The organism is Mycobacterium sp. NGS45, from assembly GCF_059812645.1.
The window spans coordinates 110,478-134,081 of record NZ_JCALDB010000011.1 but is presented as its reverse complement, the minus strand read 5'-3'; the positions used below and the strand labels follow the sequence as shown (position 1 = coordinate 134,081).

16 protein-coding genes and 1 tRNA gene are annotated in these 23,604 nt (G+C 67.1%); 10 read left to right on the top strand and 7 right to left on the bottom strand.

The features are described from left to right. Window positions 1-35: 35 nt before the first annotated feature. Both AC5Y3P_RS12360 and AC5Y3P_RS12355 read right to left on the bottom strand, forming a co-directional pair. Entirely contained in the window at window positions 36-2,915 is a 2,880-nt protein-coding gene (locus tag AC5Y3P_RS12360) for an MMPL/RND family transporter (RefSeq protein ID WP_500046184.1), read from the bottom strand. Then, window positions 2,912-3,316, bottom strand: a complete 405-nt coding sequence (locus AC5Y3P_RS12355) for an MmpS family transport accessory protein (RefSeq protein ID WP_500046183.1) — start codon at window positions 3,314-3,316, stop codon at window positions 2,912-2,914. Before AC5Y3P_RS12355 ends, AC5Y3P_RS12360 begins: the two co-directional genes overlap by 4 nt. 157 nt (window positions 3,317-3,473) lie before the next feature. Between AC5Y3P_RS12355 and AC5Y3P_RS12350 the strand changes: the two genes are divergently transcribed. After that, complete coding sequence (locus AC5Y3P_RS12350) at window positions 3,474-4,139, top strand: TetR/AcrR family transcriptional regulator (RefSeq protein ID WP_500046182.1); 666 nt, start codon at window positions 3,474-3,476, stop codon at window positions 4,137-4,139. 9 nt (window positions 4,140-4,148) lie between these two features. On the opposite strand, the gene AC5Y3P_RS12345 is transcribed toward AC5Y3P_RS12350, so the two are convergent. The 3 genes from AC5Y3P_RS12345 to AC5Y3P_RS12335 form a co-directional block, all read right to left on the bottom strand. After that, entirely contained in the window at window positions 4,149-4,961 is an 813-nt protein-coding gene (locus AC5Y3P_RS12345) for a TspO-related membrane protein (RefSeq protein ID WP_500046181.1), read from the bottom strand. Window positions 4,962-5,062: 101 nt separating this feature from the next. Next, entirely contained in the window at window positions 5,063-5,557 is a 495-nt protein-coding gene (locus AC5Y3P_RS12340) for a carboxymuconolactone decarboxylase family protein (protein WP_500046180.1), read from the bottom strand. Window positions 5,558-5,695: 138 nt separating this feature from the next. Continuing rightward, window positions 5,696-5,772: transfer RNA gene (locus AC5Y3P_RS12335), tRNA-Arg, on the bottom strand. A gap of 450 nt (window positions 5,773-6,222) precedes the next feature. On the opposite strand from AC5Y3P_RS12335, the gene AC5Y3P_RS12330 reads away from it, so the two are divergent. The 4 genes from AC5Y3P_RS12330 to AC5Y3P_RS12315 all read left to right on the top strand — a co-directional run bounded on the left by AC5Y3P_RS12330 (window position 6,223) and on the right by AC5Y3P_RS12315 (window position 13,110). Beyond that, entirely contained in the window at window positions 6,223-7,449 is a 1,227-nt protein-coding gene (locus AC5Y3P_RS12330; protein ID WP_500046179.1) for an alpha/beta hydrolase fold domain-containing protein, read from the top strand. A 167-nt stretch (window positions 7,450-7,616) separates the two neighbouring features. Continuing rightward, a complete protein-coding gene (locus tag AC5Y3P_RS12325; RefSeq protein ID WP_500046178.1) occupies window positions 7,617-9,080 on the top strand; it encodes a wax ester/triacylglycerol synthase family O-acyltransferase in 1,464 nt (487 codons plus the stop codon). After that, window positions 9,077-10,783 (top strand): HAD-IB family hydrolase, encoded by a 1,707-nt coding sequence (locus AC5Y3P_RS12320; protein WP_500046177.1) that lies wholly within the window; start codon window positions 9,077-9,079, stop codon window positions 10,781-10,783. The genes AC5Y3P_RS12325 and AC5Y3P_RS12320 overlap by 4 nt, the downstream gene beginning before the upstream one ends. Then, window positions 10,780-13,110 (top strand): glycerol-3-phosphate 1-O-acyltransferase, encoded by a 2,331-nt coding sequence (locus tag AC5Y3P_RS12315; RefSeq protein WP_500046176.1) that lies wholly within the window; start codon window positions 10,780-10,782, stop codon window positions 13,108-13,110. Before AC5Y3P_RS12320 ends, AC5Y3P_RS12315 begins: the two co-directional genes overlap by 4 nt. Before the next feature lie 18 nt (window positions 13,111-13,128). On the opposite strand, the gene atzF is transcribed toward AC5Y3P_RS12315, so the two are convergent. After that, window positions 13,129-14,760 carry an allophanate hydrolase gene (gene atzF, locus AC5Y3P_RS12310; RefSeq protein ID WP_500046175.1) on the bottom strand — a complete coding sequence of 544 codons (1,632 nt, stop codon included), beginning with the start codon at window positions 14,758-14,760 and terminating at the stop codon, window positions 13,129-13,131. A gap of 159 nt (window positions 14,761-14,919) precedes the next feature. On the opposite strand from atzF, the gene AC5Y3P_RS12305 reads away from it, so the two are divergent. The 5 genes from AC5Y3P_RS12305 to AC5Y3P_RS12285 all read left to right on the top strand — a co-directional run bounded on the left by AC5Y3P_RS12305 (window position 14,920) and on the right by AC5Y3P_RS12285 (window position 23,177). Continuing rightward, on the top strand, window positions 14,920-15,378 hold the full coding sequence (locus AC5Y3P_RS12305; RefSeq protein WP_500046174.1) for a single-stranded DNA-binding protein: 459 nt from the start codon (window positions 14,920-14,922) through the stop codon (window positions 15,376-15,378). Window positions 15,379-15,496: 118 nt separating this feature from the next. Next, window positions 15,497-17,170, top strand: a complete 1,674-nt coding sequence (gene ettA / locus AC5Y3P_RS12300) for an energy-dependent translational throttle protein EttA (protein WP_500046173.1) — start codon at window positions 15,497-15,499, stop codon at window positions 17,168-17,170. 60 nt (window positions 17,171-17,230) lie between these two features. Then, on the top strand, window positions 17,231-22,090 hold the full coding sequence (locus tag AC5Y3P_RS12295) for an NAD-glutamate dehydrogenase (protein ID WP_500046172.1): 4,860 nt from the start codon (window positions 17,231-17,233) through the stop codon (window positions 22,088-22,090). After that, entirely contained in the window at window positions 22,087-22,500 is a 414-nt protein-coding gene (locus tag AC5Y3P_RS12290) for an acyl-CoA thioesterase (protein WP_500046171.1), read from the top strand. Before AC5Y3P_RS12295 ends, AC5Y3P_RS12290 begins: the two co-directional genes overlap by 4 nt. After that, entirely contained in the window at window positions 22,488-23,177 is a 690-nt protein-coding gene (locus AC5Y3P_RS12285; RefSeq protein ID WP_500046170.1) for a DUF8185 domain-containing protein, read from the top strand. Before AC5Y3P_RS12290 ends, AC5Y3P_RS12285 begins: the two co-directional genes overlap by 13 nt. A 16-nt stretch (window positions 23,178-23,193) precedes the next feature. Here AC5Y3P_RS12285 and AC5Y3P_RS12280 read toward each other — a convergent pair whose 3' ends face one another. Continuing rightward, window positions 23,194-23,592 carry a globin gene (locus tag AC5Y3P_RS12280; protein ID WP_500046169.1) on the bottom strand — a complete coding sequence of 133 codons (399 nt, stop codon included), beginning with the start codon at window positions 23,590-23,592 and terminating at the stop codon, window positions 23,194-23,196. Between the last annotated feature and the right edge of the window lie 12 nt (window positions 23,593-23,604).

Below are 23,604 nucleotides of genomic sequence, written 5' to 3'. Positions count from 1 at the left end.
CCGCGGGGCCGGCGGCACCCAACTACCGGGCGCGCTCAGATGAGCGTCTCCTCGGGTGCCCGCTGGATCGGCTTGGGCCAGGGCTGCGGGGGTGGGCGTTGCCGCACCCGTTGCGGCCACCAGAACCAGCGGCCCAGCAGCGCGGCGATCGACGGCGTCATCAACGAGCGGACCACCAGGGTGTCGAACAGTAGGCCCAACCCGATCGTGGTGCCGACCTGGCCGATGATGATCAGCTTGCTGACCGCCATCGACATCATGGTGAATGCGAACACCAGACCGGCCGAGGTGACCACCGAACCGGTGCCCACCATGGCCCGGATGATGCCGGTGTTCAGGCCCGCGTGGATCTCCTCCTTGATCCGTGCGACCAGCAGCAGGTTGTAGTCGGCTCCTACGGCCAGCAGCACGATCACCGACATCGGCAGCACCATCCAGTGCAGCGGGATGCCCACGATGTGTTGCCAGAGCAGGACCGACAGCCCGAACGCCGACGCCAGACTGAGTACCACGGTGCCGACGATCACCGCCGCCGCGACCACCGCCCGGGTCAGCAGCAGCATGATGATGAAGATCAGGATCAGCGCGGCGGCCCCGACGATGATCAGGTCGTAGTTGGCGCCCGATTGCATGTCGTTGTACATCGCCGCGCTACCACCGAGGTAGACCTTGGCGCCCTCGAACGGCGTGCCCTTGATCGCATCGGCAGCCGCGATCTTCAGCGGCTCGGTGCGTGCGGTGCCCTCCGGGGTCAACGGGTCGCCCTGGTGAATGATGGTGAACCGCACCGCATGTCCGTCCGGGGACATGAACAGTTTCATGCCGCGCTGGAAGTCCGCGGTCTCAAAGGCTTCCGGCGGCAGGTAGAACGAGTCGTCGTTCTTGGCGGTGTCGAAGGCCTCACCCATCGCAGTGGCGTTGTCCTGCATCGCCATCGCCTGGTCCTGCTGGGCCTTCTGCATCTGATACTGGTTGAGCAGCGTCTGCTTCTGGTTCTTCATCGACTGGATCTGTGCCGGCATCACCGCGACCATCTGTGGCATCAGTTCGGCCATCCGATGCATCTCCGGGACCAGGTCTTCGAAGTTGTTCGACATGGTGTCGAGGCCGTCGATGGTGTCGAAGATCGACCGCATCGCGTGGCAGACCGGGATGTTCGAGCAGTGCGGCTCCCAGTAGAAGTAGTTGCGCAGCGGCCGGAAGAAGTCGTCGAAGTCGGCGATATGGTCGCGCATGTCCGACATGTCATCGGAGGTGTTCTGCATCTTGTCGGCCATCCGTTGCGACACCACGGCCAGATCCGCCTGGATGCTCATCATCTCGGTCATCGCGTCGATGCTGGCCTGCAGGTCGTCGGCCTGCGCGAGCAGATTGTCCAGATTGGTCTGCGCATAGTCGTTGTTCATGATCTGCGCGGTGCCGCTCTGGCCGACGGTGTAGGCGATCGTGGAGTGTTTGATCGGATCGCCGTCGGGGCGGGTGATGGTCTGCACCTGCGCGATGCCGTGCACGTTCTTCAGCGCCTTGGCGATCTTGTCGATCACCAGGAAGTCGGCCGGGTTGCGCAGGTCGCGGTCGGTTTCGATCATCATCAGATCGGGGTTCATCTTGGCCTGCGAGAAGTGCCGGAACGCGGCGTCGTACCCGACGTTGGCGGGGACGCTCTTGGGCAGATAGATCCGGTCGTTGTAGGTGGTGTGGTAGCCCGGCAGCGCAAGCAGCCCGATCAGCGACGCGATGATGGCGCACACCAGGACCGCGCCCGGCCAGCGCACCGTGGTGGTGCCGACCCGATGCCAGCCGCGGGTCTTGGCGCGGGTTCTGGGTTCGAGCACTCGGCCGAAGCGGCTGCACACCGTGATGAGGGCGGGCCCCAGGGTCAGCGCCATGCCGACCACCACCGTCATGCCGATCGCCAGCGGGATGCCCATGGTCTGGAAGTACGGCAACCGGGTGAAGTGCAGGCAGAACGTGGCGCCGGCGATCGTCATCCCGGAGGCCAGCACCACGTGCGCGGTGCCGTGAAACATGTTGTAGTACGCCGATTCCCGGTCCTCGCCGGCGCGTCGGGCTTCTTGGTATCGGCCGATCAAGAAGATCGCGTAGTCGGTGGCTGCGGCGATCGCCAACGTCACCAGCAGGTTGGTCGCGAACGTCGTCAACCCGAAGGCCTCGTGATAACCGAGGAACGCGATGACGCCGCGGGCGCCGGACAGTTCGAGCACCACCATGGCCAGCACGATCAGCGTGGTGATGATCGATCGGTAGACCAGCAGCAGCATGACGGTGATGACCGCGAAGGTGACCATCTCGATGGTCCGCATGCTGGTGTCGCCGACCTTGTGCTGGTCGGTACTGGTTGCCGCGGGCCCGGTGACGTGCACCTGGAGACCCTCGGGAGTGGGTCGTTCGGCGACGATCTCGCGCACCCGGTGCACTGAATCGTTGGCCAGGGTTTCGCCCATGTCGCCGGCGATGTACACCTGCACGTAGGCGGACATGCCGTCCCGGCTCTGGGCGCCCTTGGCGGTCAGGGTGTCACCCCAGAAGTCCTGGACGTGCTGCACGTGGGTGGTGTCGGCGCGCAGATCGAGCACCATCTGGTCGTAGAACTCGTGTGCGGCCGCGCCCAGCGGTTCCTCGCCCTCGAGCACGATCATCACCGAGCTGCTGGTCTCGTATTCCTCGAACTTCTTGCCTACCTGCTTGGTGGCGATCATCGACGGCGCGTCCATCGGACTCATCGACACTGCCCGCAGCTTGCTGACTTCCTCGAGCTGCGGGACCACGGTGTTGAGCACCGCGACGACCGCGATCCACATCAGGATGATCGGGATGGCGAACATCCGGATGAAGCGCGGCAACCGGCCGCGAGTTGCGCGGTGGCTGCCCGGGGCCTGGGTCGGCGTGCTCATGCTGCCTTCACGAAGCAGAAGGTCTGGGCGTTGTATCCGGTCACGGTTCGCTCCTCTTTGACCTCACCGTCGACGGTGACCCGACAGCTGATGGTGTCGCCGTCGCTTTGCGCCATGATGTTGGGCTGCACCGACGGCAGGGTGGTTTGCAACGTCAACGTCCACGGCAGCGGGACGTCGGGCGCGCGCTGTGGCTTGCCTTCCAGGTCCATGTAGTTGACGACGGCGGTGCTGCCGGTGCCGAACACCTCGTAGGTGACGAACGTCGGGTTGAAGTCCTCGGCGGTGTCCGAGGTGCGTTCGGTGATCAGCACTGGGTGCGCGCCGAAGACCTTGCGGACATTCGTCACGACCAGTGCGCCGGCGGTCAGGGCCACGATGATCAACAGCGGTAGCCACATTCGTCGAAGTGCAGTCACGGTGGCCTTCCGACGTTCCAGTGCGATCCGGACGGCCGCCGCAGCGACCGCCCGCAAAGTTTTTCCAAGGGGAGAAGTTAGCGGAATAAGTGGATGAGTTCAATCCACTTAGTCCGCGATGAGCCTAGACTGGCGGCCGATGAACATTCCCGGGGGCCCCAATCGACCGCTACGCAAGGATGCCGAACGCAACCGGCAGCGGATCATCGCTGCTGCCCGCGACCTGTTCGCGATCAAGGGCCTGGAGCCCAATCTCAACGAAGTGGCCCGGCATGCGGGCGTGGGTGTGGGCACCGTCTACCGGCGTTTCGCCACCAAGGAAGAACTGATCGAAGCGATCTTCGTCGACGGCCTCGATCAACTCATCGGACTCGCTGAAATCGCGCTGTCCCAAGATGATTCCTGGCAATCGTTCGTGTGGTTCGTCGAGCAGATGTGTGCCATCACGGCCACCGACCGGGGCCTGCGCGAGATCGTGTTCAGCCATCGCTACGGCGGTGAGCGGGTGCGGCTGGCCCGTGAGCGGCTCAGTCCGGTGCTGACCGAACTGGTGGAACGAGCCGAGCGCGACGGCCACCTGCGGCCGGGGGTGGCCGCCAGCGATCTGCCGATCTTCGCTCTGCTGGCGGGCACGGTCAGTGAATTCGCCGGCCATGTCGGCACCCAGCTGTGGCGCCGCTACGTGGTGATTCTGCTCGACGGCATCCGCAACCGCGATCGGCAGTCGGCGCTGTCAGTTAATGCGCTCACCGCCGACGAGATGGACGCGGTGATGCAGAACTGGGAGCCGGCCGGCCCACAGTGATCGACCCGATCAGCTCCCGGCGGTAGGTGCGGGGTCCCGGCGTGCGGTGACGAGCAGCGACGCCACCAGGACCACGGCTCCGGCCAGCCCAACCACCAGGATCGGGGTGGTCTCGTGCAGCCGCACTGCGACCGCCACCAGCGCCCACACGATCACCGCGACGTACCCGACGTCGCCGTGCAGCAGGCTCATCGCCAATCCCAGCGCCGTGGCCACCACGACCATGATCACGCCCCAGGTGGGCTCGGACAGACCGAAGCCGTTCCAGCCGGCGTCGTCGAGGGTGATGGTGGCATTGGCGATGGTCGCCACCGAGATCCAACCCAGGTACACCCGGAACGGGATGTGCACGGTCCACAGTTCCAGCTTGTTGGCCGCCGGACGGCGCAGCTGGATGCGGTAGATGACCAGCAGCGAAGCCAACAGCACGAGCATCAGCAGCATGCTGAGCGGGAACTGGTTGTGATGCCAGGCAAACAGCCAGGCGCAGTTGGCCGCAGCGGCCAGCAGATACCACGGTGCGATGGCTCGCGCGGTCGCCGAGTTCCGGCCGCGCGCGACAGCCAGACTGAGGTACACGCTGTAGGCGATCAGGCCCAGATAGATGAGGCTCCAGATGCTGAAGGCGTAGCCGGCCGGAATGAAGTAGACGTCGAAATTCTCGGTGACTTCGCCGGTGGTCTGGCCGTTGATCGGCAGGCCATTGGCCAGGAAGTTCACCAACAGGGTGGCTGCGGTGGCGACGCTGACCAGGGTGGCAAGTGTCAAACCGGTCAGCGTGGTCTGCTGCGGGTTGTCGGGGCCGGCGGTCGCAGATGGCACAGCGGCTACTCCTTCTTCCGGGTGGGTCACATGGCCGTGCGGTGCATGCACAATGCCCATTTCCCGCGGATTTCAACCCACTTCGACGCGCGGGCCCCGATTCAGGCTCGGCTGGGCAACGTGAGCTTGCAGGCCTGGCCGATGTCGAGGGTGCGCAGCACCCGGCCCATCCCGACCCACATGGCACAGGACAGGGCCAGATCAGCCAGCAGCTCCTCGGAGAAGTGCACGCCGGCCCGCTGCCAGAAATCCTCGTCGTCGCGCAGCTCGGTGTGTTCGGTGCCGAACCGGTGCGCGAATTCGGCGGCGATGCGTTCCTGCTCGGTGTAGCCGGGCCAGCTGCGCCACTCGGCGATGTGCTCGTAGAGATCCTCATCGACCCCGGCGGCCGCGCCGTCGGCATCGCGGGTGTTGACGCACACGGCGCATTCGTTGTCGTGGGCGATCACCATCCGGGCGACTTCGCGCACCCGCATCGGCAGCCGGTTCTCGTTGTAGACCGCGTGGCTGAATCCGGCCAGCGCCGTGCCGATCGCGGGGGATTTCTGCATCCAGCCGGCCACGTCGTCGTCGGGAAAGTCTCCGATTCGGCTCATATCCGGGAGCCTACGACGGCCACCGCAGGTTCGGGCCATGTTGTCGGGCGGGCGGGCGCCTCGGCGGCGCAGAGGAGAACGACCTGCGATGACGCTATTGCACGAACTTTGCACGGCATCGCATCGCCGCAGGTCAAGTGGCGCCCCCGGCAGGAATCGAACCTGCGACCTAGGGATTAGAAGGCCCTTGCTCTATCCAACTGAGCTACGGAGGCAGCGCGCACGCAGTCTAATCCAACCAGTGGTGCGCAATATGCTCCGCGACGGCCGTCCGGTGGAGGTTCATGTGCCCTGGTTGCACACCCTGTGCGGTCAGGGCGCGTGAAAGGGCTGTTCGGCGTACCTTGCTTGCACACTGTGTGCGGGCAGGGCGCGTGAAAGGGCCGTTCGGCGTACCTTGCTTGCACACTCTGTGCAGGCAGGGGCCGTGAAAGGGCCGTTCGGCGTACCTTGGCTGCACACTGCGTGCAGGCAGGGCGCGTGAAGCCCGCTCCATGTCGCCCCCGGGACGCCCTGGCGAGGGGTCCTGCGATCGCCAGCGCCACGCGCACCCCAAATGACGGACTCGTCAGCATAAGTCCGCTAATGTGTGACCGGCGGCACACCGGAAGGTCGTTCCGGTGTCGAGCGCGGGCAACAACGCCCACCGGAAACGCGAGGGTGCAATGAGCATCGTTACTGACGTGTCCAAGAGCTGTGCCTGGGCCGGTTCCCAGACCCTGCGGTTGGCGGCTGACCCGTCCGAGACCTGGCGAGCGGCCAGCATTCTGCTGCGTGGCGCACCGCAGCTCGCAGCCTGGGTGGCCGGCTGGGCCGCCACCGAATTCCCCGTGCCGGTCTTGACCGGGCATGCACTGTCGACCCTCGATGTGGGCCCGGTGCACCGGGTCACCCGGGCACTGGCAGCCCAGCGCGCCGACGCGGTGCTACGCGAAGCGCTCACCCAGGCGCACGGCGACGGCTACCACGAGCGGGTGGTGCACCCGGTGCAGTCCGCGGTCCGCCGGCACAGCGTTCACGGCATGCTGCACGCAACCCGCCGACGCCGCTATGCCACGGCCACCAAGGACATCGCCTACGGCCCCGAACGGCGCGACCATCTGCTCGACGTGTGGCGCCGTCCCGATCTGCAACCCGGCGATCGCGCCCCGGTGCTGCTGCAGGTGCCCGGCGGGGCATGGGCGATCAGCGAGAAGCGCGGACAGGCCGTGCCGCTGCTGAGCCGGATGGTCGAACTGGGCTGGATCTGCATCACGATCAACTACAGCCGCAGTCCGCTGACCCCGTGGCCGGCCCACGTCCACGACGTCAAACGCGCCATCGCCTGGGTACGCCAGAACATCGCCGACTTCGGTGGCGACCCGGACTTCATCGCACTCACCGGGGGTTCGGCGGGCGCGCATGTCGGCTCGCTGGCAGCGTTGACCGCGCAGGATCGCACATTGCAGCCCGGATTCGAAGACGTCGACACCTCGGTGCAGGCCGTGGTGCCCTATTACGGCGCCTACGACCTGACCAACCCCGAGCACATGTGCGAGTTGATGCTGCCGTTCCTGGAACGGTTCGTGATGCGTACCCGCTTCGAAGACGATCCCGAGTTGTACCGGTTCGCCTCCCCGGTGACCCACGTGCACCGCGACGCGCCGCCGTTCTTCGTGCTGCACGGCCGCAACGACGCCGTCATCCCGCACACCCAGGCGACCGGCTTCGTCGAGGCGTTGCGCAGCGCGGGTGCCCCGGTGGTCGCGCACGCCGAATTGCCCAACGCCCACCACGGGTTCGACGTGCTGGCGACCGTCCGCTCGCAAATGGTCACCGACTCCGTCGCCGACTTCCTCGGCGTCACTTACGGACGGCATGCCATGTCTCACGCAGTGCAGCACGTCAGCTAGTTCCACCGGGACCAATTCTTCCGTCCGGCACCAGCTTTGGTGTCCACGACGAATCTCATCCGGCCACCGCGGCGTCGGGATCCGTAGAATCGGGTCCCACCGCGACGACCTGCGGGCTAGCGTGGTGCTGGCAAGCCAGGTGAGCAAACAGGAGGGTGGAGTCGCCCGTGAGTGAACCCAACGGCGCTGCTCCGCCGTCCGACCAACTCAGCGCCGTCGACCAGCTGCTGCATCGCGGCGAAGCCAACCCGCGTACCCGCTCGGGCATCATGGCCCTCGAACTGCTCGACAGCGCTCCGGACTGGCAGCGCTACCAGAGCACCTTCGAGAACGCCTCACGACGCATCCCGCGGCTGCGGCAGAAGGTCGTGATGCCCACGCTGCCGACGGCCGCGCCGCGTTGGGTGATCGATCCGGACTTCAACCTCGACTTCCACGTCCGCCGGGTCCGGGTTCCCGAACCGGGCACCCTGCGCCAGGTGTTCGATTTGGCCGAAGTGCTGCTGCAATCACCGTTGGACATCTCCCGGCCACTGTGGAGCGCCACCTTGATCGAGGGCCTGCCCGACGGGCGCGCCGCGGAACTACTGCACATGAGCCATGCGGTCACCGACGGTGTGGGCAGCGTGCAGATGTTCGCCGAACTGTTCGACATGACGCCCGATGCGCCACCGAAACCCGAGGCCCCGCTGCCGATTCCGCGTGATCTCTCACCCAATGACCTGATGCGGCAAGGCATCAGGAACCTGCCCGGGGCGGTCGTCGGTTCGGTGCGCGACGTTCTCACCGGCACCGTGGGTGCGGTGGCCAAGGCGATTACCGACCCGGGCGCGACGGTCGCCGGCGTGCTCGACTTTGCCTCTTCCGGTCGGCATCTGATGCGGCAGGCCGCGGCGCCGTCGCCGCTGTTGCGCCGGCGCAGCCTGTCGAGTCGCAGCGAGGCGATCGACATCCCGTTCGCCGATCTGCACCGTGCCGCCAAGGCCGGCGGCGGTTCGATCAACGACGCCTATCTGGCCGGCCTGTGCGGCGCCCTGCGGCTCTATCACGAGGCCCGGGGCGTACCGATCGCAACCTTGCCGATGGCCGTTCCGGTCAACCTGCGCGCCGACTCCGACCCGGCCGGCGGCAACCGGTTCTCCGGCGTCAACCTCGCGGCCCCGGTCGGCACCCCGGACCCGGCCGTGCGGATGGCCAAGATCCGCGAACAGATGACCAAGAAGCGCGAAGAGGCCGCACTCGACGTGATGGGCGCGGTGGCGCCGCTGGTGTCGCTGCTGCCCGATTCGGTGCTCGAGGGCATGACCGGTTCGGTGATCTCAGCCGACGTGCAGGCCAGCAACATCCCGGTGTTCTTGGAAGACACCTACATCGCCGGATCGAAGGTGTTGCGCCAGTACGGACTTGGCCCGCTGCCCGGCGTGGCGATGATGGTGGTGCTGGTTTCGCGCAGCGGCTACTGCACCATCAGTGCGCGCTATGACCGGGCTTCGGTCATCGACGAGGCGCTGTTCGCGCGCTGCCTGCTCGACGGTTTCAACGAAGTCCTGGCGCTCGCCGGCGATCCGGCGCCGAGGGCGGTGCCGGCCACCTTCGCCGTCGAGACCACGAATGAAGAGGTGCCCCGATGAGCACGCCCAAGAACCTGCGACTGCCGGGATCGGTCGCCGAGATTAAGGCCAGCCCCCAGGGGCCGAAGATCGGGGCGTTCTTCGACCTGGACGGCACCTTGGTGGCCGGCTTCACCGGTGTACTGCTGACCCAGGAGCAGTTGCTGAGTCGGCAGATGGGTGTGGGCGACTTCCTGAACATGCTGTTCGCCGGGATCAACCATCAATTGGGCCGCTCGGAGTTCGAGGATCTGATCACCACCGCATCCTCGGCGCTGCGTGGTCGTTCGATCACCGACCTGGACCAGGTGGGCGAGCGGTTGTTCCGGCAGAAGGTGGAGTCGCGGGTCTATCCGGAGATGCGCGAGCTGGTGCGCGCGCACCTGGAGCGCGGGCACACCGTCTGCCTGAGTTCATCGGCGTTGACCATCCAGGTCGAGCCGGTCGCCCAGTTCCTGGGCATTCCCAACATGCTGACCAACCGGTTCGAGCTCGACGACGACGGCATCGTCACCGGCAAGATCGAACGTCCGATCCTGTGGGGGCCGGGTAAGGCCAACGCGGTGCAGAAGTTCGCCGCCGAACGCGGAATCAACCTGGCGGACAGCTATTTCTACGCCGACGGTGACGAGGACGTCGCCTTGATGTATCTGGTCGGCAATCCACGGCCGACCAACCCGGAAGGCAAGATGGCCGCGGTGGCCCGCCAGCGCGGCTGGCCGATCCTGCGGTTCTCCAGCCGAGGCGGCACCGGTATCACCAGCGCCGTGCGTGCGATGGCCGGCATGGGTGCGATGTTGCCGATCGCCACCGGAGCCATCGGCTGGGGCATGCTGACCCGCAGTCGGCGTCGCGGGGTCAACTTCTTCACGGGCAACTGGGGTGCGATGTTGTTGGCCGCCAGCGGTGTTCGGCTCAACGTACGTGGACGCCCGAACCTGACCGCGCAACGGCCCGCGGTGTTCATCTTCAACCATCGCAACAACTTCGACCCGGTCATCACCAGTGCGCTGGTACGCAGCGACTTCACCGGCGTGGGCAAGAAGGAGTTGGCCGACGATCCCGTGCTGGGCACACTGGGCAAACTGTTGGACGCGGTGTTCATCGACCGGGACGACACCGCGTCCGCGGTGGAATCGCTCAAACAGGTAGAAGACCTGGCGCGCAAGGGATTGTCCGTGGTGATCGCGCCGGAGGGCACCCGCATCGACACCACATCGGTGGGCCCGTTCAAGAAGGGCCCGTTCCGGATTGCGATGTCGGCGGGCATCCCGATCGTGCCCGTCGTCATCCGCAACGCCGAGGTGCTGGGCGCGCGGGATGCGATGGTGATGAACCCGGGCAGCGTCGACGTCATCGTCTATCCGCCGGTGTCCGTGGCTGATTGGACGGTAGACGACCTGGATGAGCGGATCGCCGGTATCCGCCAGCTCTACGTCGATACGCTGGCCGACTGGCCCGAGGACGAGTTGCCCGACATCTCGACCTACCTGACGGGTCCCGCCAAGCGGGTCACCGCCAAGAAGGCCGCAGCGAAGAAGGCGCCGGCCAAGAAGGCCGCAGCGAAGAAGGCCCCGGCCAAGAAGACCGCCGCCAAGAAGGCCGCAGCGAAGAAAACCGCAGCCAAGAAGACGCCGGCCAAGAAGACTGCGCCGCAACCGGAACCGACTCCGGATGCCCCGGCCACACAGCCGTCGGCCCAACAAGACCAGGACCGTCGATGAGCAAGCGCCCGGCCGACCTGCCCGAGGTCGAGATCACCGGAGACACCTTGGTGTTGGCGTCGGCGTCCTCCCCGGCCGAAGTGGATCTGTTGGACCGCTGGGTGGATCGGCACCGCCGCGAGAATCCGGACGCCAGCATCGAAGTCTTGCAACTGCCCGCCGACGAGCCACCGCCGGACGCGTTGGCCGCCCTGGTCGGTGAACTGGAATCCGGTGCCGAGCGCACCGTGGTGCCGGTGCGGGTGTTCTGGGTTCCGGGCGGGTTACCCACCCGGGTCAAGGTGCTGGGCCTGCTGTCCGGCCGTGACACCTACCGCCCACCCGAACGTCTGCAGCGCCGAATCCTGCGTCGCGACAACAGCCGGGCCACCGTGGTCGCCGGCGAACCCGCCACCGTCGGTGAGCTGCGCAAGCAGTGGCAGGAGCTCACCGTCGGCGGCAGCCCGGGTGACTTCGCGCGGTTCGTACTGCGCCGGGCCAGCCTGGCCATCGAACGGATCGAGCTGCGCCTGCTGGGGCCGGAATACAAGTCACCCCGGCTGATCAAACCCGAGATCATGGCCTCGACCCGGTTTGCCGAAGGGCTACAGCAGATTCCGGGCGCCACGGCGGAGAAGGCCGGCGCGATGCTCGACGAACTCGCCACCGGTTGGAGCCGGTTCTCGGTCGACCTGATGCCGAATCTGGGCCGCGCCATCTTCAGCCGCGGCTTCGACCCCAACATCGACTACGACGCGGCCGAAATCGAAGAGCTTCGCCACGACCTCGAAGCCCACCCCGCGGTGCTGCTGTTCTCGCACCGCTCCTACCTCGACGGGGCCATCGTGCCGGTGGCCATGCAGGAGAACCGGCTCCCGCCGGTGCACACCTTCGCCGGGATCAACCTGTCATTCGGCTTCATGGGCCCGCTGATGCGCCGCTCCGGTGTCATCTTCATCCGCCGCAAGCTCGACGATCCGTTGTACAAGTACGTGCTGCGACAGTTCGTCGGTTACATCGTGGAGAAGCGGTTCAACCTGTCCTGGGCCATCGAAGGCACCCGGTCGCGGACCGGAAAGATGTTGCCGCCCAAACTCGGTCTGCTGTCCTATGTGGCCGACGCCTACCTGGACGGCCGCAGCGACGACATCCTGTTGCAGCCGGTGTCGATCAGCTTCGACCAACTGCACGAAACCAGCGAGTACGCGGCGTACGCGCGTGGCGGCGAGAAGACCCCCGAGGGCCTCGGCTGGCTGTACAACTTCATCAAGGCGCAAGGCGAACGCAATTTCGGCAAGATCTACGTGCGGTTCCCGCCCGCGGTGTCGATGCGCCAATACCTGGGTGCCCCGCACGGCGAGACCGCCACCGACCCGGCGGCCAAACGGCTGGCGATGCAACGGATGGCCATCGAAGTGGCCTGGCGGATCCAGGCGGTCACCCCGATCACCGCGACCGGCTTGGTCTCGGCACTGCTGCTGACCGCGCGCGGGGCCGCGCTCACTCTCACCCAGGTGCACCACACCCTGCAGGATTCCCTGGATTACCTGCAGCGCAAGGGAACACCGGTGACTGACAGTCTGCTGCGCCTGCACACACCCGACGGGGTGCAGTCCGCTCTGGATGCGTTGTCCGGCGGGCACCCGGTCACGAGGGTCGGCGGCGGACGGGAACCGGTATGGCGGATCGCTCCCGAAGACGAACTGGAAGCGGCGTTCTACCGCAATTCGATCATCCACGCGTTCTTGGAGACCTCGATCGCCGAGCTCGCGCTGGCGCACGCGGCCCGGGCCGAGGGGGACCACCTCGACGTCTTCTGGGCCCAGGTGATGCGGCTGCGTGATCTGCTGAAGTTCGAGTTCTACTTCGCCGATTCGGCGACCTTCCGGGAACACATCGCCGAGGAGATGTCCTGGTACGAGGGCTGGGAGAAACTGGTCGCCGACGGCAGGCCCGGCGTCGAGCAGCTGCTCTTCGCCAAGAGTCCGCTGATGTCGCACGCCATGCTGCGACCGTTCTTCGAGGCCTACGCGATCGTCGCCGACGTGCTGCGCGACGCGGCCCCCGACATCAGCGAAGCCGATCTCACCAAGCGGGCCTTGGGAGTTGGCGGCCAGCTCGCCGCGCAGCGCCTGGTGCGCAGCAACGAGTCGGTATCGGCGTTGCTGTTCGCGACTGCCCGACAGGTGATCGCCGACCAGAAGCTGCTGGAAGCGGCGCCCGACCTGCGGGAGCGCCGGGAAGCATTCCTGGCCGAACTGCGCGCCATCCTGGACGACATGCAACGCGTGCACCGGATTTCGCGGCGCCAGTTCGACGAACGCGAACGGGCGATCCGGCAGGCCTGACCGCCGATCGCGCAGCGGTCAGTCCACGGCGCCCGCCGCCAGGGCCGCCGGCCAGCTTCCGTAGCCGCTGATGTCGGTGCCGGCCGCGGCTGCTGCGCCGTCGCAGCCGAACGCGGTACGCCAACTGCCATCGGCGAACTCGACCTTGCCCAGCTGCATCGGGTGCGGCAGCGCGGCCAGGAAGCCGCCCAGTGCAGCCGGCGACAGCACCCAGCGCTGCCCGGTCAGCGCGGCGCCGGCAGCGTCGTCGGGAACCCGGGTGATCCCAGGTTTGATCGGTCGGCTGTCCAACACCGCCATCCGGTAGCGCGCGGCCGTGGTCAGTTCGCCGGCCCAACGCGCACCCGCATCGGTCAGCTGGTGCGCCAGCGGCCCGCCGCGCAGATGGGCACCGAACACAACCAGCTCGGTGTGCGCGGCCGCCGCCAAGGGCCAGACATCCGGTACCGCAGCGGTTTCGGTGAACAGCGCGGCGACGTCGAGAACCACTGCGTCGTGGAACGCCCGGCCCAGCACGGTTACGCCGAACTGGGCGTCGCCGACGGTGCCGGCCGGCACCGACACCGCGCACAGATCGAACAGATTGCAGAAGTTGGTGTAGGTACCCATCTTCGAGTTCACCCGCACCGGGTCGACGGCCACTTCGTCGATGCGCGGATGCGCCGGAGCGGTCGGCACCAGCAGCACATCGGCGTTGCCGAGCGCGGCCAGCGCAACCTCCCGCAGCCGCGCCACCTCACGGCGATCGGCGAGCAGCTGGTGGGCGGGCAGATCCCGGGCGTTGCCGATGATGGCGCCCACCACCGGGTCGATCGTGGCCTCCGGGTGAGCGTCCAGGAAGGCGCCGACGGCCGCGTACCGCTCGGCCACCAGCGCGCCGTCGTAGAGCAACCGGGCGGCCGCCAGGAACGGCTCGATGTCGATCTCGACGATCTGCGCGCCGGCCGCCGCCAGGCGCTGGGTGGCCGCGGCGAAGGCCGCGCGCCAGTCCGCGTCCAGCTCGGGCAACGCGGCCGGCACCGCGACCACCGGGCGCGGGGGAGCAGCCAGCGGGGTGTCGGCGGGCCAGGGCCGGCCGGCGGCTCCGGCGGCCATCGCGGCCATCGCGCGGTTGGCCAGTGCCAGGTCGCCGGCGAAGATCGTCACGCAGTCATAGGACTCGCACGCGGGCACCACGCCGTCGGTGCGGATCACCCCGACCGTCGGTTTGATGCCGACGATGCCCTGCAGACCCGCCGGGACCCGGCCGGACCCGGCGGTGTCGGTGCCGATCGCGATATCGGCCTGCCCGAGTGCGACGGCGACCGCCGAACCCGAACTTGACCCACCGCTGATGTAGTCGGGTCGCCGGCTGTCGGGGACTGCGCCGTAGGGCGAGCGGGTCCCGACCAGACCGGTGGCGAACTGATCGAGATTGGTCTTGCCGACCACCACCGCACCGGCTGCCCGCAAGGCGGCCACCGCGGCGGCGTCCGCCCCGGGTGCGTAGCTGAATTCCGGGCAGCCGGCCGTGGTGGGCAACCCGGCGACGTCGACGTTGTCCTTGACCGCCAACCGCAGGCCGGCCAGCGGCCCGTGGCTGGTCGCCAACTCGGCGTCGACGTCGGCTTGGGCGCGACGGGTGATCCAAACAGCCTGTTCAGCAGCCATCAATCAAACCTAGCGGTTGACAGGTATTAGCGCGACTCCACAGTTCCGACTTCATCCACAGGCCGGCCCGGTTGCTGGGCCACCGCGCACGTATTCGTCGCCGCCCAGGGGCTTAGTGGAGCCATCACATCCAGTGAGAAGTGCAGGAAAGGAAGCACAATGTCAGACACACAGATGACCGTCGTCGGGCGGCTCGTGAGTAACCCGACCAAGCGACAGGTCGGCAATGATGACGTCGTCAAGTTCCGAATGGTCAGCAATGCCCGTCGCCGCAACGCCGAGGGCGTGTGGGAGTCGGTCAACTCGTTGTTCTTGAACGTCAACTGCTGGGGCAAGTTGGGCACCGGCGTGATCTCCAGCCTCGGCAAGGGCACCCTCGTCGTGGCGGTCGGCACGGTGCAAACCAATGAATACGAGGACCGCGACGGCGTCCGGCGCAACTCGCTCGAGATGCGGGCCACCGCGGTAGGGCCGGACCTTTCGGTCTACTTGGCCAAACTGTCCAGGGTGGAAGGGGTTGATCCGCCCGAGCCCACCGCCGAGGTGAGCGACGGTGAGTCCGCCCCGGACGAAGCCGTCCCCTACCCGGTCGAGCCGGCGGTCCCGCTGTCGGTCTGAGCCGCTGCGGCCGGGGCGTGGCTGCATGAGCTGAGTGCGCCCCGGTCATGCCGGTGTTTGCACACGCCTAGGATGGTCTGCGAGCAATCCCCAATGATCAGAAAGGCGACACTGCGGCATGGCTGAGTTCATCTACACGATGAAGAAGGTCCGCAAGGCGCACGGCGACAAGGTCATCCTCGACGACGTCACGCTGAACTTCCTCCCCGGCGCCAAGATCGGCGTGGTGGGCCCCAACGGGGCCGGTAAGTCCAGCGTGCTGCGGATCATGGCGGGCTTGGACAAGGCCAACAACGGCGAAGCCTTCCTGGCCACCGGTGCAACCGTCGGCATCCTGCAGCAGGAGCCGCCGCTGGACGACACCAAGACGGTCCGCGAGAACGTCGAAGAAGGCGTGCCGATCAAGGCCAAGCTCAACCGGTACAACGAGGTCGCCGAGCTGATGGCCACCGACTACACCGACGAGCTCATGGAAGAGATGGGCAAGCTGCAGGAAGAGCTCGACGCCGCCGACGCCTGGGACATCGACTCCCAGTTGGAACAGGCGATGGACGCGTTGCGCTGCCCACCGCCGGACGAGCCGGTGACCCATCTGTCCGGTGGTGAACGGCGCCGGGTGGCGCTGTGCAAGCTGCTGCTGAGCAAGCCGGACCTGCTGCTGCTCGACGAGCCGACCAACCACCTCGACGCCGAGAGTGTGCAGTGGCTCGAACAGCACCTGGCCAACTATCCGGGCGCCATCCTGGCCGTCACGCACGACCGGTACTTCCTGGACAACGTCGCCGAGTGGATCCTGGAACTCGACCGCGGCCGAGCCTACCCGTATGAGGGCAACTACTCGACCTACCTGGAGAAGAAGGCCGAACGGCTCGAGGTCCAGGGCAAGAAGGACCAGAAGCTGCAGAAGCGGCTTAAGGACGAGCTGGCCTGGGTGCGCTCCGGCGCCAAGGCCCGGCAAGCCAAGAACAAGGCCCGACTGCAGCGCTACGAGGAGATGGCCGCCGAGGCCGAGAAGACCCGCAAGTTGGATTTCGAGGAGATCCAGATCCCGGTCGGCCCGCGGCTGGGCAACCTGGTCGTCGAGGTCGAGCACCTGGACAAGGGCTTCGCCGGACGGCAGCTGATCAAGGACCTGTCCTTCACCCTGCCGCGCAACGGCATCGTCGGCGTGATCGGCCCCAACGGCGTCGGCAAGACCACGCTGTTCAAGACCATCGTCGGCCTCGAAGAGCCGGACAGCGGCACCGTCAGGGTCGGCGACACGGTCAAGTTGTCCTACGTCGACCAGAGCCGCGCCGGCATCGACCCGAAGAAGAACGTCTGGGAGGTGGTCTCCGACGGCCTCGACTACATCGAAGTCGGGCAGAACGAGATCCCGTCCCGGGCCTACGTCTCGGCGTTCGGATTCAAGGGCGCCGACCAGCAGAAGCCGGCCGGGGTGCTCTCCGGCGGTGAACGCAACCGGTTGAACCTGGCGCTGACCCTCAAGGAGGGCGGCAACCTGATCCTGCTCGACGAGCCGACCAACGATCTCGACGTCGAAACGCTCAGCTCGCTGGAGAACGCGCTGGAGAACTTCCCCGGGTGTGCCGTGGTGATCAGCCACGACCGCTGGTTCCTGGACCGCACCTGCACGCACATCCTGGCGTGGGAGGGCACCGACGACAATCCGGCCAGCTGGTTCTGGTTCGAGGGCAACTTCGGTGCCTACGAGGAGAACAAGGTGGAACGGCTCGGTGAGGAAGCAGCGCGTCCGCACAGGGTGACCCACCGCAAGCTGACCCGCGACTAATGTGACCCTCGGGTGCCCGCCAACGGAGCCGGGTCCCGGGGCGAGTCAGGAGTCGTGCGCATGACGGGTGCCGGACAGGGTAGCGACAGCGCGACGGGCCAGTCGGCCCTGCGGTGGGACCAGCTCAAACCCGACCGGCGCGACGCCCTGCGTCAGGCCTACCTGGACAGCGTGCTGCTACCAGGCGGCGACGGCCAGTACGCCGACGCCGCCGCGACCGGCGGACCGGCACAGTCACCTGACACCGAGCTGCTTGCAGAAGCAGTGCTGGAAGCCCACTTCGATTTGGCTGCCCAGCGCGCCCCCGGACAGGTGCTGACCGCGGTGGCCGGTTCGGCGGACGGCAGTGGCGCCGGGTTGGCGCTGCAGGTGATCAGCGATCAGACCGCGATGTCGATCGATGCGGTGACCGTGCTCTTGCACCGGTTGGGCGTGCCCTACCTGGCGATCATGCATCCCAGCTTGCTGGTGCGCCGCGGATCCGACGGCGCGCTGCTGGATCTGCGCTCAGGTGACGAACCCGGCCCCGGCGAGTGCGCCGAGGTCTGGCTGCACGTGCCGCTGGGCCCGGCGGTGAACCGCGGCGCACTGCAGACCGCGCAGCGTTCCATCCCGGATGCGCTGGCCGACAGTCAACAAGTGGCCGCCGACGCCGACGCGATGCGCAAGCACCTGCTCGCGGTGGCCGCCGAGTTCGACGACGCAGACTTGGACCCGGCGCCGTCGGATCAGTACGACATCGCCGAGTTCCTGCGTTGGCTGGCCGCCGACAACTTCGTGCTGCTGGGATATCAACGCTGTCCGCTGGTCGACGGCGACGGCCAGCCCGACCCGGCCAGCCGTCTCGGGGTACTGCGGTTGCGCGAGGGTGACCTGCCGCCGCTGACCGATGTCGAGCACCCGGTGGTGTTGGCGCATGCCAACATTGCCAGCTATCTGCGCTACGGCTCCTACCCGTACGTGGTGGTGGTCCGCGACGGCGGCTCGGGCACCCCGGCCGAACATCGCTTCGTCGGGCTGTTCACCGTCGCCGCGATGAACACCAACGTGCTGGACATCCCGATGATCGCCGGCCGGGTGCACGACGCTGTGACGATCGCCAATGCCGACCCGGCCCGGCCGCCGCAGTTGCTGCTCGACGTGATCCAAACCGTCCCGCGGGCAGAGTTGTTCGCGCTGACCGCACGCCAGTTGCACGACATGGCGATGGCGGTGATCGGCCTGGGCTCGCGGCGCCGCACGCTGCTGTTCGCCCGCACCGACCAGCTCGGCCACTTCGTATCGTGCCTGGTGTACCTGCCGCGAGACCGCTACACCACCGCGGTCCGGCTGCACATGCAAGACATCTTGGTGCGTGAATTCGGCGGTGTGGGAATCGATTACGCCGCGCGGGTCAGCGAGTCGCCGTGGGCCGTGGTGCACTTCTCGGTCAAGATGCCCGACGGTGGTGCCAGCGCAGACGTCACCAGGGCCAACCAGAACCGGATCCAGGCGTTGCTGGCCGAAGCGGCACGCACCTGGGCCGATCGGCTGCTCGCCGCGCTGGGGACCAGCGACGTATCGCAGAGCTACGCCGAGCATTACGCGTCGGCGTTCCCAGAAAGCTACAAGCAGATCGTCGAGCCGGTCGATGCGCTGGCCGACATCGCGGTCATCCAGAAGTTGCACGGTGATTCGGTGCAGCTGGTGTTCGCCGACGGCCGCAGCGACGAGGACGCCCGGCTGACCTGGTACCTCGGTGGGCGTTCGGCGTCGTTGTCCGAGCTGCTGCCGATGCTGCAGTGCATGGGTGTGGTGGTGCTCGACGAGCGACCGTTCACCGTCACCCGCCCGGACGGGTTACCGGTCTGGATCTACCAGTTCCGGGTATCCCGTCAAGTCGGCATTCCGGCAGCCCCGGATGACGAATTCGAGTCGATGGCAGCGCGTTTCGCTGACGCGGTGACTGCGATCTGGCGCGGCTCGGTCGAGATCGACCGGTTCAACGAACTGGTTCTGCGCGCCGGCATGACCTGGCAGCAGGTGATGATCCTGCGCTGTTATGCGAAGTACCTGCGCCAGGGCGGGTTTCCCTACAGCCAAGCCCACATCGAAAACGTGCTCAACGACCACCCGCACACCGCGCGCTCGCTGGTCGAACTGTTCGAGGCGCTGTTCGACCCGAACCAGGACGATGCCGCCAAGGCGCGCCGGGCGCAAGCCGCCGCCGCGGCCGTCGCCACCGACATCGATGCGCTGGTCAGCCTGGACACCGACCGGGTGCTGCGTGCCTTCGCCTCGTTGATCCAGGCCACCTTGCGCACCAACTACTTCGTCACCCGGCACAATTCGGCTCGCGGCCTGGGTGCGGTGTCGGTGAAGCTGAACCCCGGTCTGATCGACGAGCTGCCCTTGCCGCGGCCCCGGTTCGAGATCTTCGTCTACTCACCGCGCGTGGAGGGCGTGCACCTGCGCTTCGGTCCGGTGGCCCGCGGCGGACTGCGCTGGTCGGACCGTCGTGAAGACTTCCGCACCGAAATCCTGGGCCTGGTCAAGGCGCAAGCCGTGAAGAACGCGGTGATCGTCCCGGTCGGCGCCAAGGGCGGATTCGTGGTGAAGAACCCGCCGCTGCCCACCGGCGACGCTGCCGCCGACCGGGAAGCCACCCGCGCCGAAGGCGTGGCCTGCTACCGGCTGTTCATCGCCGGTCTGCTGGATATCACCGACAACGTCGAAAAATCCAGCGGCGCAGTGCTACCCCCGTCGCAGGTGATCCGCCGCGACGGTGATGACGCCTACCTGGTGGTGGCGGCCGACAAGGGCACCGCGACGTTTTCCGACATCGCCAACGGGGTCGCCGACTCCTACGGCTTCTGGCTCGGCGACGCGTTCGCCTCCGGCGGCTCGGTGGGATATGACCACAAGGCGATGGGCATCACCGCCCGGGGTGGCTGGGAAAGCGTCAAACGCCACTTCCGGGAGATGGGCGTCGACACCCAGGCGCAAGACTTCACCGCGGTCGGCATCGGCGACATGGCCGGTGACGTGTTCGGCAACGGCATGTTGCTGTCCAAGCACATTCGGCTGGTGGCCGCGTTCAACCATATGCACGTCTTCCTCGACCCGAACCCGGACGCCGCCGGCTCGTGGGCCGAGCGGAAGCGGCTGTTCGAACTGCCGCGCTCGAGTTGGGAGGACTACGACGCCGCGTTGATCTCCGAGGGCGGCGGGGTGTACCGCCGCGACCAGAAGTCGATCCCGATCAGCCCGCAGGTCCGGGAGCGCCTCGGCCTCGGCGAGAACGTCACCGAACTGACTCCACCGGCGCTGGTCAAGGCCATCTTGACGGCACCGGTGGACCTGTTGTGGAACGGCGGCATCGGCACCTACATCAAAGCCGAGACCGAATCCGATGCCGACGTCGGCGACCGCGCCAACGACCCGCTGCGGGTGAACGGGAACCAGGTGCGCGCCAAGGTGATCGGCGAGGGCGGCAACCTTGGGGTGACCCCGCGCGGCCGGATCGAGTTCGACCTGGCCGGCGGCCGGATCAACACCGACGCGCTGGACAACTCGGCCGGGGTGGACTGCTCCGACCACGAGGTCAACATCAAGATCCTGGTCGACTCGCTGGTCACCCACCGCAAGATCGACCGCCGCGAACGCGGTGGTCTGCTCGAGTCGATGACCGAGGAAGTGGCCGAGCTGGTGTTGGCCGACAACTCCGCACAAAACGATCTGATGGGCACCAGTCGGGCCAACGCGCCGAGTCTGCTCAACGTGCACGCCCGCCAGATCAAGGACCTCGAGGCCAACCGCGGTTTGAACCGCGAGCTCGAAGCGTTACCGGCGGACAAGGAGATTCGGCGCCGCATCGATGCCGGGCAGGGTTTGACCTCGCCGGAGTTGGCCACCTTGATGGCGCACGTCAAGCTCGCGCTCAAGGACGACATCCTGGCCAGCGACCTACCCGATCAAGAGGTGTTCGCCTCCCGGCTGCCGTTGTACTTCCCGAGTCAGCTGCGCGAGCGGTTCGGTGCCGAGATCCGTACCCATCAGCTGCGCCGGGAAATCGTGACCACCATGCTGGCCAACGACGTCATCGACACCGCCGGCATCACCTACGCCTACCGGGTGACCGAGGACGTCGGCGTCGGCACCATCGACGCGGTGCGCACCTACGTGGCCACCGATGCGATCTTCAAAGTGGGCCAGGTGTGGCGGCAGATCCGCGCCGCCAGCGCCGAGCACGACATTCCCACCGACGTCTCGGACCGGATGACGCTGGATCTGCGTCGGCTCGTCGACCGGTCGGCACGCTGGCTGCTCAACTACCGCCCGCAGCCACTGGCCGTCGGCGCCGAGATCCAACGATTCGCAGCCAAAGTCGCCGATCTCACGCCGCGAATGTCGGAGTGGCTGCGCGGCGACGACCGGGCCGTCGTCGAGCGCGGCTGCGCTGAGTTGACCTCGCACGGGGTGCCCGACGACCTGGCCTACCTCCTGGCCACCGGGCTCTATCAGTACAGCCTGCTCGACGTCATCGACGTCGCTGACATCTGTGACCGGGACCCGGTCGAAGTGGCCGACACCTACTACGCGTTGATGGCGCATCTGGGCACCGACGGTCTGATGACCGCGGTGTCGCAGCTGCCGCGCGATGACCGCTGGCATGCGTTGGCCCGGTTGGCGTTGCGCGACGACATCTACAGCTCACTGCGCGCGTTGACCATCGATGTGCTCGCGGTCGGGGAGCCGGACGAGACCGGCGAGCAGAAGATCCAGGAGTGGCAGCACACCAACGAGTTTCGGCTACAGCGTGCGCGGAACACGTTGGCCGAGATCTATGCTGACGACGACCGCGACCTGGCCACCCTGTCGGTGGCCGCGCGTCAGATCCGCAACATGACGAGAACCACCGGAACTGGAGCATCCACTTGACCGAACGCTTCGTCACGCCCGTACCGATTCGTTGGTCGGACATCGACATGTATCAGCACGTCAACCACGCGACCATGGTCACCATCCTGGAGGAGGCCCGGGTCCCGTTCTTGGCTGATGCGTTCGGGCCCACGATCACCACCACCGGGCTGCTGATCGCCGAGGTCAAGGTGTCTTACAAGGGTCAGCTGCGGCTGGAGGACTCGCCGCTGCAGGTGACCATCTGGGTGAACCGGTTGCGCGCAGTGGATTTCACCCTCGGCTACGAGGTGCGCTCGGTCAACGCCGACCCCGACTCGCGCCCGGCGGTGATCGGCGAGACCCAGCTGGCGGCTTTCGACATCGATGAGCAGAAGCTGGTCCGGCTGTCCCCGGAGCACCGGGCCTACCTCCAGCGGTGGTTGCGATAACCGAGCGGGGCATCTGGCTGCCGGATCCGGCCGACCGCGCCGATCTGGGCACCTTCGTCAACCGGGTGCTGCGCCTGGACGAGACCGCGGTGGTGCGCCTGCGGATTCGCGACCCCGGGACCGTCGTCGCTTGGGTGGCAACGGGTTTCGATGTGCTGGCGGCGCGGGTGCTGCGCGGCCGGGTGAATCCGGCCGACTTGTCGGCCGGCGCCGACGCGCTCGCCAACAACCTGGCCCAGGCGTCGGCCGGCGCCGACGGCTTCGTCGACCCGGGCTTTGCGATGGACTCCAGTTGGCACGGTGTGCTGCCGCCGGACTCCGGCTTCGTGCATGTCGATGACGTCCCGGCCCGGGTGATGCTGGATCTGGCCCAGCGTGGCGTGGATCTGGCCCGCGAGCACAGCGGCGCGCACGGGCCGCCGCCGTCGCTGCTGGATCAGGAGGTCATCGAGGTGAGCGGCGACGGCGTCGCGGTGGGCGTGCCGATGCGCTGCGTCTTCGCGTTGACCGCGATGGGCTTCTTGCCGCAGAACCTGTCCGCCGACGAACTGGCGCCGGATTCGGTGGCCGCCGACGAGATCGTGCGGGTGCGGGCGCTACCGGCGTGGCTGCGCATCGACGCACGATTCGGCTCGGTCTATCGCCGCCGCGGGGATCCGGCGTTGGTGCTGCGCTGAACCGGACCGCAACGGCTCAAAACGAGGAGTTCACCAGCATCTCGGCGGCCATGTCGATGTACTCGACCAGCATCTTGCGGTGCGCGTCGTCCATGGTCTCGGAGTCGATCTCGGCGATCGCGGTGTGCATGCAGCGCAGCCAGGCGTCCCGTTCGATCGGGCCGATCTTGTACGGCACATGGCGCATCCGCAGCCGCGGATGTCCACGCTGGTCGGAGTAGGTGCGCGGGCCGCCCCAGTACTGCTCGAGGAACATCCGCAGCCGGTCCTCGGCCCCGGTCAGGTCCTCTTCGGGGTACATCGGCCGCAGGATCTCGTCCTCGGCAACCTGCTCGTAGAACCGCGACACGATCTTCTGGAACGTCGCGTGGCCGCCGACGGCGTCGTAGTAGGAGTGCTCGGTTTCGGGTTGCATCGGATCCATTGT